Below are 14,966 nucleotides of genomic sequence, written 5' to 3'. Positions count from 1 at the left end.
GGCGTGCGAGTTCGCGTCAGCCGAAGACCAGCGCCCGCGACCCCTCCCCCATCCGCTCCAGCATCCGCCGGCGCCATGCTTCCACCGGGTCGTCCGGTTCGAGGAGGTCGAGCGCGCTGACGCCGCGGGCCCACAGGAAGGCGCCCATCACCGCGTGGTCGGCGTAGAGCGGGGCGTCGCCGCCGAGGAAGGGCTGGCTGCGCAAAACCGCGCGGACCGGCGCGAGGGTCTTTCGCAATGTGGCAAGCTGCGCCTGCGGATCGGGGCAGACAGCCTCAAGCGGCTTGCCGAACCGGGCCTCGCGGCTGCGGCGGAAATAGGCCCGGTCGGCCTCGCCGAGGTGATGGTGGATGTCGAGGAGCAGGAGCGGCACCAGCGCTGGGTGCAGCACCCCGTCGGTCCAGGCGACGTGGAACCGGGTCAGCGCCAGCCCGGCCTCCCCGCCGAACAGCGACGGCCGGTCCGGATGGGCGGCCTCCAGATGGGCGGCGATCACCGACGATTCGACGATCGGGCGCCCGTCCTCGACCAGCACCGGCACCTTGTCCGAGCCCGAGAAGGCGAGCGCGTCGGTCTCGGTGAACCGCCACGGCCTGCCCTCGAAGGCGAGGCCTTTGTGCTCCAGGGCGAGGCGGATGCGCCAGCAGAACGGGCTGAAGCGCCGGTCCGGATCGGCTGCGGCGAGTTCGTAGAGCACGCGGGTCAAGGATTGTGTCCTCCGGCGGCGCCCGGGCGGGCCGAGCGGCTTCGCGCCTGCGATCATGGCGGGTGCCGGCGGCGGGGGCAACGCATCGTCGTCCTGCCCTTGGCCGCCCTTGCGGCAGCGCCCGGCCACCCCATCTCGTCGGCTCGTGCCGGAGGGAGCCCCGATGTTCGACGCCAAGCGCCTGCTCGACCAGTTCCTCGGCGGCTCGAGCCGAGGCGGCCCGTTCGGCGGCCATCCCGGCCAAGCCCCTCAGGGACAAGCGCCCTACGGACAATCGTCCTCTCCCCTCGAACAGGTCGCCCGGTCCCTCGGCGGCGGAGGCGGCAAGGCGGCGATCCTCGGCGGCCTCGCCTCGCTGGTCCTGGGAGGCCGACGCCGCGGCGGCGGGTTCGGCATGCCCGGCGGGATTCCCGGGATGGGCGGAGGAATGGGGGCGGGGCGCGCCGGTGGCCTCGCCCTCGTCGCCACGCTCGCCTATCAGGCCTACCAGAGCTGGCAGGCGAATCAGGGCCAGCGCGGTGCTGCCTCGCCCGCCCGGGCCGGCGGCTTCATCCCCAATGCCGACGAGGCGGCCCGGATGCTCGGCGGCACGCGCTTCATGCCGGCCTCGCCCGCCGAGGAGGAGGACCGCTCCCGGGCGCTGCTCATCGCGATGATCACCGCCGCCAAGGCCGACGGGCACATCGATCAGGACGAGCAGCGCCGCATTTTCGGCGAGATGGACCGCCACGCTCTGGACGCCGACGACAAGGCCTTCCTGATGGACGCCCTGCGCGCGCCCGTCGACGTCGAGGCGGTGGCGCGCCTTGCCCGCAACCCGGAACAGGCGAGCGAGATCTATGCCGCCTCCCTGATGGCGATCAGCGTCGACACGCCCCAGGAGCGGGCCTATCTCGACCACCTCGCCCGCAGCCTCGGGCTGGAACCGGGGTTCGCGCGCCACATCGAAGCCACGCTGTCTTCGGCTTCCGCGCAAAGGTGAACACTTCGTTACCGGCGTTAACCATTCGCTAACCATCAAGCGCGCCTGATGGGCTGGTAACGAGTCGTAAAGACGTGACCAGCCAGACCCAAACCCGCCCGCCGATCCGCTTCCGTGGCCGCTCGTTCCTGGCGGTCGTGTTGGCCCCCGAGGCGCCGATCGAGGATTGGCTCGCCGACCTCGACGCCCTTGCCAGGCGCTCTCCGGCCTTCTTCGCCGGCCGCGCCGTGATCCTCGACGTGACGGCCCTGGCGCCGAGCCGGGACGCGCTCAAGGATCTGGTGACCGCCCTCACCGAGCGCGAGATTCCCATCATGGGGATCGAGGGCGCCGGGCCGGGCTCGCTCGGGCCCGGGATGCCGCCGCCGCTCAACGGCGGCCGCCCCTCCGGCGAGGTGGCGATGCCCGGCGAGGCGCCGGCCGCTCCCCCGGTCGAGCGGGTGACGGGCGCGAAGTCGCTGATGCTCGAGAGCCCCGTGCGCTCCGGCCAGGCGATCCTGTTCCCCGAGGGCGACGTGACCGTGATGGGCTCGGTGGCCTCCGGCGCGGAGGTCATCGCCGGCGGCTCGATCCACATCTACGGGGCCTTGCGGGGCCGGGCCATCGCGGGGGCCGCCGGCTCGCCGGGCGCGCGTATCTTCTGCCGCAAGTTCGAGCCCGAACTGCTCGCCATCGACGGCCTCTACCGCATCGCCGACGACATCGACCCCACCTTGCGCGGCCGCGCCGTCCAGGTCTGGCTCGACGGCGACACGATGCGCACCGCCGCGCTCGACTGACGCTCGTCGTTCTTCGTCACCGCCCCGGGGGCCCCGCGGCAACGATCCGCGGACGGGGCGAGCTCCAAGAAAACACACGCAGCGGCCGCGCCGGCCGCGACTTCTCAGATCGAATGGTTCAAGGGGGATCCATGGCCAAAGTCATCGTGGTGACATCCGGCAAGGGAGGGGTGGGCAAGACCACCACGACGGCGGCTCTGGGTGCCGCCCTGGCCAAGACCGGCCAGAGCGTCTGCGTCGTCGACTTCGACGTGGGCCTGCGCAACCTCGACCTCATCATGGGCGCCGAGCGCCGGGTGGTCTACGACCTCATCAACGTCGTCCAGGGCGACGCAAAGCTGCCGCAGGCGCTGATCCGCGACAAGCGCATCGACACGCTGTCGCTGCTGCCCGCCTCGCAGACCCGGGACAAGGACGCGCTCACCGACGAGGGCGTCGCCCGCGTCATCGGCGAGCTTCGCGAAAAATTCGACTGGGTGATCTGCGACAGCCCGGCCGGCATCGAGCGCGGGGCGACGCTCGCCATGCGCCACGCCGACATCGCCGTGGTGGTGACGAACCCCGAGGTCTCCTCGGTGCGCGATTCGGATCGTATCATCGGGCTGCTGGATTCCAAGACCGAGCGCGCGGAAAAGGGCGAGCGGCTGGAGAAGCACCTGATCCTCACCCGCTACGACCCCAACCGGGCCGAGCGCGGCGAGATGCTGAAGATCGACGACGTGCTGGAGATCCTGTCGATCCCGCTGCTCGCCGTGATCCCGGAGAGCGAGGAGGTCCTGAAGGCCTCGAACCTCGGCAGCCCGGTGACCCTGAACGCGCCCCAGAGCGCCCCGGCCCGGGCCTATGCCGACGCCGTGCGCCGCCTCAAGGGCGAGACCGTGGCGATGACCGTGCCGAGCGACAAGCGCTCGCTCTTCGGCAAGCTGTTCACCCGGAGGGCGGCATGAACCTGCTGAGCTTCCTGTCGCGGCGCGGAACGGCGCCGGTGGCGCGCGAGCGCCTTCAGATCCTGCTGGCCCACGAGCGCACCGCCTTCGGCCGCTCGGACCTGGTGGCGGTGTTGCGCGAGGAGATCCTCGCGGTGATCGCCAAGCACGTCGCGATCGACCAGGAAAAGGTGAAGGTCACGATGGAGCGGGGCGACGCCGTCTCGACCCTCGGCGTCGACATCGAGCTTCCCGACAACAAGGTCGCCCGGCTCGCCAGCGCGTGACACCCCGCCCGACGGTCGCCGCGAGCGCCGGAGCGCGATATAGCGCGGTCCGGCACGGGGATCCCGTGCCGGACCGGAAGAGGTCGAGGTCATGCCGGACGCGCCCACCATCTACGCCAACACCCTGATGGCCTTGAGCCTGCGCCGGCCGGGCATCCTGCAGGTCACCCTCGGCACCGCCGGCTTCAGCGGCGACGAGATCGAGGTCGCCCTGCGGCTCGCCGTGCCGGAAGACACCGCGGTCGAGCTGGTCGAGGCCCTGGTCGAGGGATTGCAGGCCGCCGCCGAGGAGAACGAGGACGACGACGAGACCCCGGAGCCCTACGAGGCCTCGGTCGGCGACGTCGCGACCGCGGGGCTTCTCGCCACGACCCTCGCCACCGCCATGGGCGACGCCCTCGACCTCCTGGCCTCGCGTCCCGACTTCCTCGAGCGCCTGGGCGAGATCGAGGCGCGCGCCGTGCTGACCACGCGCAACTCCGTCTCCGAGGGCGTCTCGGTCGACGACGAGGCCAAGGCGGTGCGCGACACCGTCGCGGTGCTCCAGAGCCTGTTCGCCCAGTGGCGCAAGGACCACGTCCCGCCGGCCCCTCCGGCCGGGGATGCGCCACCCCCCGACTCTCCCACCGGCGACACGCCAAAAGACGACAAGCCAAAAGACGACTTGCCAAAAGACGACTTGCCCCCGCAGGCTTGAGCGCACGCGACAGCAGCCGGCCCGGGACCGCCCCGGACCGGCCGGCCCGCATCGGGTCCGAACGGTAGCCTCAGGCCGCCCGCACGGTCACGAGGAAGCGGTGCACCTCCTGCGAGAGATGCTCCGACTGGCGCGACAGGTCCGAGGCCGAGTTGAGCACCCGGGTCGCCGCCATCCCGGTCGATTCGGAAGCCTGGGCCACGGTCGAGATGGTGCCGGTCACCGCGCTCGTGCCGATGGAGGCCTGCGAGACGTTGCGGACGATCTCCTGGGTCGCCGCGCCCTGCTGGGTGACCGCCGCCGCGATCGAGGTCACCACGCTGTCGATCTCGCGGATCCGGGCGGTGATGGCGCCGATCGCCCCCACGGTCTGGTCGGTCACGCCCTGGACCTCGCCGATCTGCCGGGCGATCTCCTCGGTCGCGCGGGCGGTCTGGTTCGCCAGTTCCTTCACTTCCGCGGCGACCACCGCGAAGCCGCGGCCCGCCTCGCCGGCCCGGGCCGCCTCGATGGTGGCGTTGAGCGCCAGCAGGTTGGTCTGGCTGGCGATGTTCGAGATCAGCCCGACCATGTCGCCGATGCGGGTCGAGGTGGTCTTCAGCGCCTGGACGAGCTGGCCCGTCCTGTCGGCCTCTCCGACCGCGGCCTGGGCGAGGCCGGCCGAGCCCTCGACCTGGCGGCCGATCTCGGAGATCGACGCGCCGAGTTCCTCCGCCGCCGCCGCGACGGTGCCGACATTGGTCGCCGCCTCCTCGGCCGCCGCGGCGACGCTGGTCGATTGCGACGCCGTCTCGGCCGCCATCGAGGACATCGAGCGGGCGGTGGCCTGAAGCTCGCCGGCGGAAGCGGACACCGTGCGGACGACGTCGCCCACCGCCGCCTCGAAGCTGTCGGCCAGCTCCAGCGTGGCGCGCTGCCGGGCCTCGGCGGCGGCCGCATCGGCGATCTGGCGACGCTCGGCCTCCTCCGCCGCCTTGCGGGCGACCATCGCCTTGATGGTCTCGACGGCACGGCCGAGAGCCCCGATCTCGTCGCCGCGCCGGCTTTCGGCGATGGTGGCATCGACGTCGCCGGCCGCCATCCGCTCCAGCACCGCGACGAGCCGCAGGATCGGCCGCTGGATGTTGAGCATCAGCACCACGATCGCGCCGAGCAGGCTCAGCAGCATCGCCGCCCCGGCCAGCAGGCCGATCCGCGTCGCCGAGGCGATCCGCTCGGACGCCGCCGTCATCGCGTCGTGGGTGAAGCGATTGGCGTTCGCGACCGATTCGCCGATGGTCTTCTCGGCCCGCCCGAGCAGGGCGGCGATCCGGTCGCGGGACGCAGCCGCTGCCGTGGCGTCGACCGGCCGGCCATAGAGATCGGGCCGGCCCTGCTGCGCGAAATCCTTCACCGCGGCGGCAAGCTCCCGCACGCTGCGCTCGCTCTCGCGCAACACGTCCGGCTTGAGGGCGATGGCGATCGGCCGCTCCAGCCCCTTGGCGGCGGCGTTCGCCTCGTCGAACGCCGCCGCCACGGCCGCGTCGGCCGCCGCCGCGTTGCGCGCGAGATCGACGGTCCTGTAGCTCAGCTGAAGACGGCTGACCGCGAGCTGCGCCTGCGAGATCCCCCGCAGGATGGTCTCTTCCCGCGCCACCGCGTCGTTCGCCGCGCTGATCTCGGTATTGCTCGACCATTGATTGTAGACTGCGCCGCCGACGAACACGGCCGTCACGGCGGATGATAAAGCCAGCTTGCGCCCGATGCTGAGCTTGAACATCGCTTGACCCATATTGTCATGGATGGGAGGAATATATGATCGGAACAAGGTTGGAGTTATTTTCTTAAAAAATTATTTTCAGGCGCGAACGGAACATCGGCGATATTTTTCGAACCTCTAGGGAACCAAATACGGATCCTGTGCGGCAGCAGCGGAAATGGCTCGAGCCTGCCTCGGTCGGCGGCATGCCCCCGTCCACGCCGCACCGGCCGCGCGGCGTCGGTCACATTCCGCGATTTTCAAATTCGATCGAGACCGGCCGTCCCGCCTAACGCGTTCGGGACATGTTACCGGGACGCAATCTTCCGGTATTCCCACCATGCTATCGGCACAGCCACGCTGATGCACAGTTCTCGGTCCGGGATCGGTGCAGACGTCGATCTACCCCGCGTCGTCTCTATCGCTCGGCTCGCTTTCGAGGCTCGGACATGCCGGGAATTTCGGGCAATACCGACCATGGCAAGACAATGGAGGCCGCACTTGATAAGCGTATACATGATCGATGCTTTGTCACGGAACGTCTCGTCTTGCCGGATACGACCGTTCGACAACGCGGAGCGTACGGGGCGCAGAGCCGTCATGGCTTACAGCGTGGACAAATCGCCATGAGCGAGCGGACGAGCAGGTCTGCCGCGACGGAGTGGCCGATCCCGGAACGTCGTCCGGCGGCGATCTTCGCCGCCGACATCGCCGGCTACTCCAAGGCGATGCATGACGACGAGCGCGGTGCCATGCGGGCCCTCCAGGCGACCCGCAAGATCGTCGACCGCCTGATCTCGGCGCATCGCGGGCGGATCGCCAACACGGCCGGGGACAGCGTGCTCGCCGAATTCGCCCGCGCGACGGATGCCGTCGCCTGCGCCGTGGCCATCCAGCGGGCGCTGGCCGAGGCCGACGGGGATGCGGGGCGGTTCCGCCTGCGCATCGGCATCCATCTCGGCGACGTGATGGTGCACGAGGGCGACCTGTTCGGCGACGGCGTCAACATCGCGGCCCGCCTGCAGGCGGCGGCGGAGCCCGGGGGCTTGCGCCTGTCGGAAGCCGCCTATCGGGACGTGAGCGACCGGCTCGACATCCGCTTTGCCGATCTCGGCACGCAGCGGCTGAGGAACATCGCACGGCCGGTGCGCATCTATGCGGTGCCGTCGCCGGAGGCGGCCGTGTCGCGGGTCCGGCTGCCGCGGCCCGTGCTCGTCGCCCTCGCCGCCCTGCTCCTCGCGGGCCTCGGCCTCGCCGGAACCCTGGACTGGCCTCACGTCGCGCCCAGGCGTCAGGAGAGCCTTTCCCCGAGCGTTTCGCGAATCCCCTCGGGCGACCCGGCGCGGCCGCCTCTGTCCCTCGTCGTCCTGCCGCTCGCCAACCAGAGCGGCGATCCGGAGCAGGATTACCTCGCCGAACAGATCGCCGAGGATCTCTCCGCCGATCTCGCCCGGGCGCCCGGCACCTTCGTCATCGCCCACGGCACGGCCCGGTCCTTCGAGGGGCGGCCGGTCGAGCCTCGCGCCGTCGGCCGGGAGCTCGGCGTGCGCTACGTCGTGCAGGGCAGCCTGCGCCACAGCGCCGAGCAGGTGCGCTTCGCCGTGCAGCTCACCGACGTCGAGACCGGCGCCGCCCTCTGGGCCGACCGCTTCGACGGCACGCGCGCCGACCTCGCCGCCGCGCAGGACGCCCTCGTCGCCCAGGTCGGCCGGACGCTCGGCATCCGCCTCCTGGAGGCCGAGACGCAAGGGCGCGCCGGCCACCCGGCCGATGCGGTCGACCTCGTGATGCGCGGCCAGGCCCTGCTCAACCGGCCCTTCGCCCGGGAGAACCATGCCGGGGCCCGGCCCCTGTTCGAGCGCGCGCTGGCCCTCGATCCCGGCAACACCCACGCCCGGCTGGGCCTGGCCGAAGTGCTCGTCGACGGGGTGCTGAACGGCTGGACGGGCGAGCGCGAGACCGACCTCCACCGGGCCGAGCAGGCCGTCGCCGCCGTGCTGCAGGGCGACCCCACCCATCCGTTCGGGCATTACCTGCGCGGCGAGACCCTGCGCGCCCGGGCCCGCTACGAGGAGGCGCTGGCCGCCTTCGACCGGGTGCTCGCCCTCAACCCGAGCTTCGCGCGGGCGCATGCCTATCGCGGGCTGATCCACATCTTCCTCGGCCGGGCGGAGGAGACCGAAGCGGACATCGCGGCCGCTTTCCGCCTCAGTCCGAAGGATCCGCTGGTCGGCGCGTGGCTGGCGCGGGACGGGTTGGCGAAGCTCCATCTCGGCCGGGACGAGGCGGCCATCCCGGCCTTGCTGCGCGCGGCGGCGGTGAACCCGCTCTTCGACTTTCCGCATCTCTATCTCGCCTGCGCTTACGCGCGGCTCGGCCGGGAGGCGGAGGCGCGCGCCTCCCTCGCCCGGTTCCTCGAGCTGCGGCCCGGCTACACGGTCGCCCGCTACCGCACGCTCACCTCCGGCGATCCGACCTTCCTCGCCCAGCGCGAGCGGATCTACGACGGCTTGCGGCGCGCCGGCCTGCCGGAGCGGTAGTCTCGCGGTTCCGAGGCGTCAGCGCCAGCCGCGCAGGTCGTTGGTGCCGCGTGGATCCTGGGCGTCGCGGCCCGGGACCGGCGGCATCCGGGTCGTGAAGGCCGGGGCGCGGCTCGCCCCCGGATCGACCGTGTTGATGTCCGCGAGCAGCAAGGTCGCCACGGAGGCGCCGAGCCCGGTGATCACGAAGCCGTAGATCACGGCGCGGGGCGCACCGAAATGCCGAACGATCAGCGCGACCGACACGGCGACGGCGAGGAACCCGACGGCATTGTGCCACATGCGAACAGTCTCTCCCGGAGCGGGACACCCGATTTCCCGCGCGCAGGAGGGGTGCGAGCGGCGTGCCGACAAGGCCGGTGGTTAACGCTGCGTTATCCCTGACGGCAACCCTCGACGCCGCGCGCCACCACCGCTCCCCGTGCATTGCTCGCCACCAGAGCATTTTCCGACGAAGCGGATGCCGGTTCGTCGCAGAAAATGTGGCAAGACCAAAGACCTAGAGAGCTTCGCGGTTGCAACGCGATCGTGAAGTGCTCCAGGCGGTCATGGCCACGGCGCGTTCCCTCGCCGCCTGTTCGGCCTTATGACGGGCGCAACCCCGCTGGAGCAGCGTCCGGTCGCATTGCGACCGGACGCTGCTCCAAGACTTCGTCGGAAAACGCTCCGGGAGCCCCGATGCGCCAGCCCTCCTCACCCCTCGCCCTCGGCATCATCGGCGCCGGCATCATGGGCGAGCGCATGCTGAACGCCGTCCTCGGGCAGGACGAGGCCCCGGTCCGCGTGGCGGCCCTGTGGGACCCGGACCCGGCGGCGCGGGCCCGCATCGCCGCGCGCTTCCCCTCGCTGCCGCTGGTGGTGGAGGCCGGCGCCGTCGTCGCGGCGAGCGAGTGCGTCTACATCGCCTCCCCGCCCGCCTCGCATCTCGGCCACGCCCGGACCGCCTTTGCCGCCGGACGGAGCGTGTTCTGCGAGAAACCGCTCGCCGTCGACCTCGCGGAGGCGCGCGACTTCGTGGCGACGGCCGGCGCGCGCGGGGCGGTGAATTTCCCCTTCGCCTCGTCCCTCGGGGTCGCCACCCTGGCGCAATGGATCACCGAGGGCGCGGTCGGCACGCCGCGACGCCTCACCATCGAGGTCGCCTTCGCGCGCTGGCCGCGGGGCTGGCAGACGGACGCCGCGGGCTGGCTCGACGCGCCGCAGGAGGGCGGCTTCACCCGCGAGGTGGTATCGCATTTCCTGTTCCTCAGCCGCCGCCTGCTCGGGCCCCTGCAGGGGGTTCAGGCGCAGGCGGTGTTTCCGGAGCCCGGCCGGTCCGAACGCGCGGTCGATGCCACGTTCCGGGCCGGGGCGGTGCCGGTGGTCCTGCGCGGGCGGGTCGGCGAGACGGCGCTCGACGACCACAACACCTGGACGCTGGAGGGCGAGGCCGGCAGCGTGCGCCTGCGCGACTGGGCGATCGCCGAGCGGCAGGGGCCTGACGGCACCTTCGCGCCCGCCCCCGACGCGATCCCCAACGAGCGCGCCCGACCCATCGCCCTGCAGCGCCAGCTCGACGGCGTGGTGCGGATGACTCGTGGCGAACCCCATTCGCTCGCCACGTTGGGCGAAGCGCTGGACGTGCAGGAGGTCGTCGAGGCGATCCTGGCCGGGGGACGGTCGTGAGGATTGGCGCCCGGATCTGACGGCCCGGACATCGCGTCACACCCGGGCGGCCGGCCGGGCCGGCGACGCGTGCCGGCCCCCCGCATGGCCTGACGGCATCCGGGCCGCTCCCGAATGCGGGCAGGTCGCTGCGATCACGGCGAAATTCCCCTCGACCGGCGAGTTCGGACAGGATCGTGAGGAACGGTTCGTCGCGGATCGAATCGAGAGGATGGGGCACGTCGAAACGAGCCGCCGCATTCAGGTCGGTAGTCCTCCGCAACTGAATTTCCAGCACGTAACGCGTTATTTCCATATCGGTCGGTCGGCCGCCGGCCCGGATCTGTTCAGTATGACGGCGGCGTCGGGCCGGATGATCTCGCCGTGGGATCACTCCAGCTCGACACGATGAGCAGTATATTTTCTTGAGCAGGTCGGCGGAGCGCGGAGGTCGGGATGAGAGCGGCGACGACCAGGGTGGCACGGATCGGCCATGACGGTGCGTCCCTGCGCGCACCCGCCTCGGCAGCGAAGGGCTGTTCAGAGAATGAACAGGCGCGGGTTCTCCCGTCTCCCCGCGGGCGACGCGCCGTCCGGGAAAAAGATTGGCGCGGGTTTCCCCCTGCCCCCTCTGCGGGCTGGATCCCCCGATGACCGCCGGCACACGTCCCCTCCGCATCCTCCTCGCCCATAACCGCTACCAAGTCCGCGGCGGCGAGGATGCCGCCGTCTCCCGCGATCTGGCCGCCCTCGAACGGGCGGGCTGCGCGGTCGAGGCGGTGTTCCTCGACAACGAGGCGATCGATTCCGGCCTCGCCCGCCTCCGGGCGGCAGCGGCGGCGACGCATGCGCCCGACGGCATCGCCCGGGTGATGGCGGCGGCGCGCCGCTTCGGGCCGGACGTGGTCCACGTCCACAACTTCTTCCCGCTGCTCTCGCCGGGCATCCATGCCGCGGCGCGGGCGGCCGGCTGCGCCACGGTGCAGACGCTGCACAATTACCGCCTGATCTGCGCCAACGCCTTCCTGATGCGCGATGGCGCGCCGTGCGAGCTCTGCGTCACCGGCTCGCCCTACCGGGCGGTGCGGTTCGCCTGCTACCGCGGCTCGCGGGTCGGGTCGCTCGCGGTCGCCCGGATGATCGACCGTCACCGCCGGGCCGGGACCTGGGAGCGGGACGTCGATCGCTTCATCGCGCTCACGCCCTTCGCCCGCGAGCGCTTCGTCGCGGCGGGGTTCCCGGCGGAAAAGATCCGCATCCGGCCGAACGGGCTGCCCGATCCGGGTCCGCCCGCGGATGGGCCGCGCCGGAATCTCCTCTATGTCGGCCGGCTCAGCCCCGAGAAGGGCGTGACCGTCCTGGCCGAGGCCGCCGCCCTGGCGGGCATGCGGGTCACGGTGATCGGCGAGGGGCCGCTCGCGGGCGCGCTTGCCGGCCATCCGGCCCTCGACCTGAGGGGCGCCCTCCCCCCGGACGCGGTCCAGGCCGCGATGGCGCGGGCCTGCGTCCTCGTCGTGCCGTCGCTCTGGTACGAGGGCCTGCCGATGGTGGTGGCGGAGGCCTTCGCGGCCGGCACCCCGGTCGTCGCCTCGCGCATCGGGGCGCTGGCCGGCCTCGTCGACGACGGCGCGACGGGGCTCCTCGCCGAGCCGGGCGACGCCGCCGACCTCGCGCGCGCGCTGGGCCGCATCGCCGGCGACCCCGCATCGGCCGCCGCGATGGGGCGGGAGGCCCGCGCCGTCTACGAGCGCGAGTGGCACGAGGACGTCACCACCCGCACCCTCCTCGACATCTACCGCGACGCCGTCGCCGCCCGCGCGGCGGACGCGCCGCTCGCCAGAACGGGAACCTGACCTCAGTGGCACACGACCCCCTCGTCCCCTCCTTCACGATCGGCGGCGTGCCGGTCTCGGCCACCGACATGGACGGGCTGATCGCGGCCGTCGGGCGCCGGCTCGCCGCCGGGCCGGGGCAGCCCGGCACCTTCGTGGTCTTCCGCGATGCCCACGGCGTGGTGCGCTCGCAGAAGGACGAGGCTCTGCGCGCCGCCCATCACGACGCGCTCCTCGTCTGCGCCGACGGCCGCCCGGTGAGCTGGATCGGCCGCTGGCGCGGCCTTTCCACCACCCAGCAGGTACCGGGGATCGAATCGGTCGAGGCCGTGTGCCGGGCCGGCGCGGACAAGGGCTGGCGCCACTACTTCCTCGGCGGGGGCGAGGGCGTCGCGGACCTGCTCGCCACGACGATGCGGGCCCGGGTGCCGGGCCTCCAGGTCGCCGGGGTCGAGACGCCGCCCTTCCGCCCCCTCTCCGAGGCCGAGACCGAGGCGATGCGCGCGCGCATCCGCGCCTCGGGGGCGCAGATCGTCTGGGTCGGCCTCGGCACCCCGAAGCAGGAGATGTTCATGGCGGCGCATGCCCCGCACCTGCCGGGCACGATCGCCATGGGGGTGGGGGCCGCCTTCGACGTCGCGACCGGGCGCATTCCGCGGGCCCCGAAGATGCTCCAGGTCGCCGGGCTCGAATGGGCCTACCGCCTCGCCCGCGAGCCGCGGCGCCTGTGGCGGCGCTACCTCGATACGATCCCGCGCTTCCTCATGATCGCGGCGCGGGACGCGATCAGCGCCCGAAAGGCGCCCCGGCCGTCGCAGACCGGCGCATCCGGTCGAACGGGATCGTCGGCAGCCTGACCCCGCTTCCCGCGGCGAGCCCGGCGAAATCCGCCGGGTCCACCGAGCTTCGCGCCAGCACCGCCAGATCGGCGGGGCTCGTCACCGGGCCGCGGTTGCGGGCCAAGGTCTGCTCGGCCGCCTCGCCGCCATCGGTGAAGCGGGGCGGATCGCCCAGCAGGATCAGGTTGTCGGTGATGACGTTGCCGGTCGCGATCGCCGGGCGGTCGTAGAGCAGGCCGGAGAGCCGCGGGTAGCGCGCCCGCCAGACGGGGGATTCCACCGGCATCGCCGCATAGGCGGCGCGCAGTTCCGATTGCGGATCGGTGACCGCGTCGCGGGCCCAGGTCTGCCCGCGGGAATCGACGTGGATCGCCGGGCTCGACGCGACGAAGACGTTGCCCTCGACGCGGTTGTCGCGCCCGCCGCCGAGGAAGACCGGCTGGTCGACCCGCAGGAAGAGGTTGCCGGTGACGGTGAACCCGCTCGCCATGTCGTCGAGGTAGACGCCCTTCACCTCGGTGTCGGGCCCGCCCCGGATGTCGTGCAGGAAGTTGTCGGCGATCACGCCGCCCCGGGCGGTCCAGTCCCGACCGGAATAGATCGCACCGGTATCGGTGGCACCGGCGAGCAGGTTCGCGATTTCGTTCCCGGTCACCCGGTGATCGTTGCCGCGGATATGGACCGCGTAGGCCGGCGAATCGTGGATGTAATTGCCCGTCACCTCGGCGCCGACGCCGTCGAGGGCGACCGCCGGGTGTTGCGTCGCTTCCCGGCGGGCATAGCCGGTGAGGCGGCTATCGCGCAGGAACAGGCCGCCGGGGGTCAGCGTGCGCCGGTCGCCCCCCGAGAGCACCACGCCCTCGGCACCGGTCCCGGCAATGTCGCAGCGTTGGAGCCCGCTGTCGTGCGCCCCGGTGAAGACCGCCCCGCGCCCGCCGGTCAGCGAGAGCACGCTGTCGGCGATCACCACGTCGCGCCCGCCGCGGACGCTGACGAGATCGCCCCGGGCCATCGCGAGGCGCACCGATTCGACCCTCAGGTGGGACGCCCCCTCGACCGACAGCAGCGTCTCGGCGACCGACACCTCGACCGTTTCCTCGCGCCCCCGCGGCCAGGCGAGCAGGATTCCGGCCTTCGCGTCCCGCCACCACGTCCCGGGTCGGTCGAGGCCGGCCAGCAGGTGGACGAGGCGGACGGGCGCGCCCGGGCGGATGCCCTCGTAGGGCATGCGGTCGAGGGTGAGCCGAACGCCTGTTCCCTTCGGAACGGTGCGGAGCACCGGCAGCGCCTCGAACAGCCAGCCCCAGCGCCAATACCCCTCCGCCCACAGGTCGGGCTCGTCGCGAAGCGCGCCCGGCGGAAGATTCGCCACGGTGAAGGCCGGCCCGTCGCCGCCCTCCGCCTCGGCGAAACCCTCCGCCGGCCAGCGCGCCGGATGCATCGCGCCCTCGCCGTCGAAGACCTCGAAGGCGGGAGGCGTCGGCGGGCCGTCGAGGACGATCGGCGCCTGGATCCGGGCCGGGGCCCGGACCGCCGCGGGCAGCCGGTAGGCCCGGACATGGCCCCGCGCCGCCGCCGGCAGGCGGGCCGCCAGCGCCGGATCGAGGGGGACCGGGGCGAGCTGCCGGCTGCCGACGAGGCGGGCCGACCCGTCGGCGGGGCCGCGGATCACCAGCGGCGCCCCGGCGCTGCCGCCATCCCGGCTTCCGAGCCGCACGGGGGCAGCGAGGCGGTGGGTGCCGGAGGACAGCGCGACCACGATCGCCGCCCGGGGATCGCGGGTGCGGCGTCGGCGGGCCTCGCTCAGGGCCTCGGCGAGGGTCGCGGTGCCGCCGGGCGTAAGGGTCGCGTCCTCGGCCGCGACCGGGATCTCGATCGGGGCGGCCATGGAGGGAGCGGAGGTGAGGAGCGCTGCGAGGACGAGCAGGGTCCGCATGGTGGTGGGTCTCGGAGCCTGTCGGGTTCGGGGGGCGGGATGCGGTCCTGTCGCGCTCAT

13 protein-coding genes are annotated in these 14,966 nt (G+C 72.4%); 9 read left to right on the top strand and 4 right to left on the bottom strand.

The window, feature by feature from the left end:
• Window positions 1–16: 16 nt before the first annotated feature.
• Window positions 17–706 carry a glutathione S-transferase N-terminal domain-containing protein gene (locus HBB12_RS19780; protein WP_236990913.1) on the bottom strand — a complete coding sequence of 230 codons (690 nt, stop codon included), beginning with the start codon at window positions 704–706 and terminating at the stop codon, window positions 17–19.
• A 163-nt stretch (window positions 707–869) separates the two neighbouring features.
• On the opposite strand from HBB12_RS19780, the gene HBB12_RS19775 reads away from it, so the two are divergent.
• The 5 genes from HBB12_RS19775 (at window position 870) to HBB12_RS19755 (ending at window position 4,377) form a co-directional block, all read left to right on the top strand.
• Window positions 870–1,688 carry a tellurite resistance TerB family protein gene (locus HBB12_RS19775; RefSeq protein ID WP_236990912.1) on the top strand — a complete coding sequence of 273 codons (819 nt, stop codon included), beginning with the start codon at window positions 870–872 and terminating at the stop codon, window positions 1,686–1,688.
• Between the two features lie 74 nt (window positions 1,689–1,762).
• Window positions 1,763–2,467 (top strand): septum site-determining protein MinC, encoded by a 705-nt coding sequence (gene minC, locus HBB12_RS19770; RefSeq protein WP_236990911.1) that lies wholly within the window; start codon window positions 1,763–1,765, stop codon window positions 2,465–2,467.
• Window positions 2,468–2,598: 131 nt separating this feature from the next.
• Window positions 2,599–3,414, top strand: a complete 816-nt coding sequence (gene minD / locus HBB12_RS19765; protein WP_236990910.1) for a septum site-determining protein MinD — start codon at window positions 2,599–2,601, stop codon at window positions 3,412–3,414.
• Complete coding sequence (gene minE, locus HBB12_RS19760) at window positions 3,411–3,680, top strand: cell division topological specificity factor MinE (RefSeq protein WP_048446263.1); 270 nt, start codon at window positions 3,411–3,413, stop codon at window positions 3,678–3,680. The genes minD and minE overlap by 4 nt, the downstream gene beginning before the upstream one ends.
• Before the next feature lie 91 nt (window positions 3,681–3,771).
• Entirely contained in the window at window positions 3,772–4,377 is a 606-nt protein-coding gene (locus HBB12_RS19755) for a hypothetical protein (protein WP_236990909.1), read from the top strand.
• 70 nt (window positions 4,378–4,447) lie between these two features.
• On the opposite strand, the gene HBB12_RS19750 is transcribed toward HBB12_RS19755, so the two are convergent.
• A complete protein-coding gene (locus HBB12_RS19750) occupies window positions 4,448–6,136 on the bottom strand; it encodes a methyl-accepting chemotaxis protein (protein WP_236990908.1) in 1,689 nt (562 codons plus the stop codon).
• Window positions 6,137–6,741: 605 nt separating this feature from the next.
• Between HBB12_RS19750 and HBB12_RS19745 the strand changes: the two genes are divergently transcribed.
• Window positions 6,742–8,655 carry an adenylate/guanylate cyclase domain-containing protein gene (locus HBB12_RS19745; RefSeq protein ID WP_236990907.1) on the top strand — a complete coding sequence of 638 codons (1,914 nt, stop codon included), beginning with the start codon at window positions 6,742–6,744 and terminating at the stop codon, window positions 8,653–8,655.
• An 18-nt stretch (window positions 8,656–8,673) separates the two neighbouring features.
• On the opposite strand, the gene HBB12_RS19740 is transcribed toward HBB12_RS19745, so the two are convergent.
• The gene (locus HBB12_RS19740) at window positions 8,674–8,937 is read right to left on the bottom strand and encodes a hypothetical protein (protein WP_236990906.1); all 264 of its coding nucleotides are present in this window, start codon (window positions 8,935–8,937) and stop codon (window positions 8,674–8,676) included.
• 396 nt (window positions 8,938–9,333) lie between these two features.
• Here HBB12_RS19740 and HBB12_RS19735 point away from each other — a divergent pair, with 396 nt between their 5' ends.
• From HBB12_RS19735 to HBB12_RS19725, 3 genes are all read left to right on the top strand, one after another.
• Window positions 9,334–10,320: a Gfo/Idh/MocA family protein gene (locus HBB12_RS19735; protein ID WP_236990905.1), complete on the top strand. Its 987-nt coding sequence runs from the start codon at window positions 9,334–9,336 to the stop codon at window positions 10,318–10,320.
• A 629-nt stretch (window positions 10,321–10,949) separates the two neighbouring features.
• The gene (locus HBB12_RS19730; protein WP_236990904.1) at window positions 10,950–12,152 is read left to right on the top strand and encodes a glycosyltransferase family 4 protein; all 1,203 of its coding nucleotides are present in this window, start codon (window positions 10,950–10,952) and stop codon (window positions 12,150–12,152) included.
• A gap of 5 nt (window positions 12,153–12,157) precedes the next feature.
• Window positions 12,158–12,988 carry a WecB/TagA/CpsF family glycosyltransferase gene (locus HBB12_RS19725; RefSeq protein ID WP_236990903.1) on the top strand — a complete coding sequence of 277 codons (831 nt, stop codon included), beginning with the start codon at window positions 12,158–12,160 and terminating at the stop codon, window positions 12,986–12,988.
• On the opposite strand, the gene HBB12_RS19720 is transcribed toward HBB12_RS19725, so the two are convergent.
• The gene (locus HBB12_RS19720; protein WP_236990902.1) at window positions 12,918–14,906 is read right to left on the bottom strand and encodes a right-handed parallel beta-helix repeat-containing protein; all 1,989 of its coding nucleotides are present in this window, start codon (window positions 14,904–14,906) and stop codon (window positions 12,918–12,920) included. The two genes, HBB12_RS19725 and HBB12_RS19720, sit on opposite strands and share 71 nt — an antisense overlap.
• Between the last annotated feature and the right edge of the window lie 60 nt (window positions 14,907–14,966).

Origin of the sequence: Methylobacterium sp. SyP6R (assembly GCF_019216885.1) — a bacterium.
Taxonomy (GTDB): domain Bacteria; phylum Pseudomonadota; class Alphaproteobacteria; order Rhizobiales; family Beijerinckiaceae; genus Methylobacterium.
The sequence above is the reverse complement of the archived record's forward strand: the minus strand, read 5'-3'. Positions and strand labels throughout refer to the sequence as shown.

Coding starts and splice junctions, on each gene's coding strand:
- HBB12_RS19775 (WP_236990912.1), top strand. CDS start 870: ATGTTCGACGCCAAGCGCCTGCTCGACCAGTTCCTCGGCGGCTCGAGC.
- minD (WP_236990910.1), top strand. CDS start 2,599: ATGGCCAAAGTCATCGTGGTGACATCCGGCAAGGGAGGGGTGGGCAAG.
- minE (WP_048446263.1), top strand. CDS start 3,411: ATGAACCTGCTGAGCTTCCTGTCGCGGCGCGGAACGGCGCCGGTGGCG.
- HBB12_RS19755 (WP_236990909.1), top strand. CDS start 3,772: ATGCCGGACGCGCCCACCATCTACGCCAACACCCTGATGGCCTTGAGC.
- HBB12_RS19750 (WP_236990908.1), bottom strand. CDS start 6,136: ATGTTCAAGCTCAGCATCGGGCGCAAGCTGGCTTTATCATCCGCCGTG.
- HBB12_RS19745 (WP_236990907.1), top strand. CDS start 6,742: ATGAGCGAGCGGACGAGCAGGTCTGCCGCGACGGAGTGGCCGATCCCG.
- HBB12_RS19740 (WP_236990906.1), bottom strand. CDS start 8,937: ATGTGGCACAATGCCGTCGGGTTCCTCGCCGTCGCCGTGTCGGTCGCG.
- HBB12_RS19735 (WP_236990905.1), top strand. CDS start 9,334: ATGCGCCAGCCCTCCTCACCCCTCGCCCTCGGCATCATCGGCGCCGGC.
- HBB12_RS19730 (WP_236990904.1), top strand. CDS start 10,950: ATGACCGCCGGCACACGTCCCCTCCGCATCCTCCTCGCCCATAACCGC.
- HBB12_RS19720 (WP_236990902.1), bottom strand. CDS start 14,906: ATGCGGACCCTGCTCGTCCTCGCAGCGCTCCTCACCTCCGCTCCCTCC.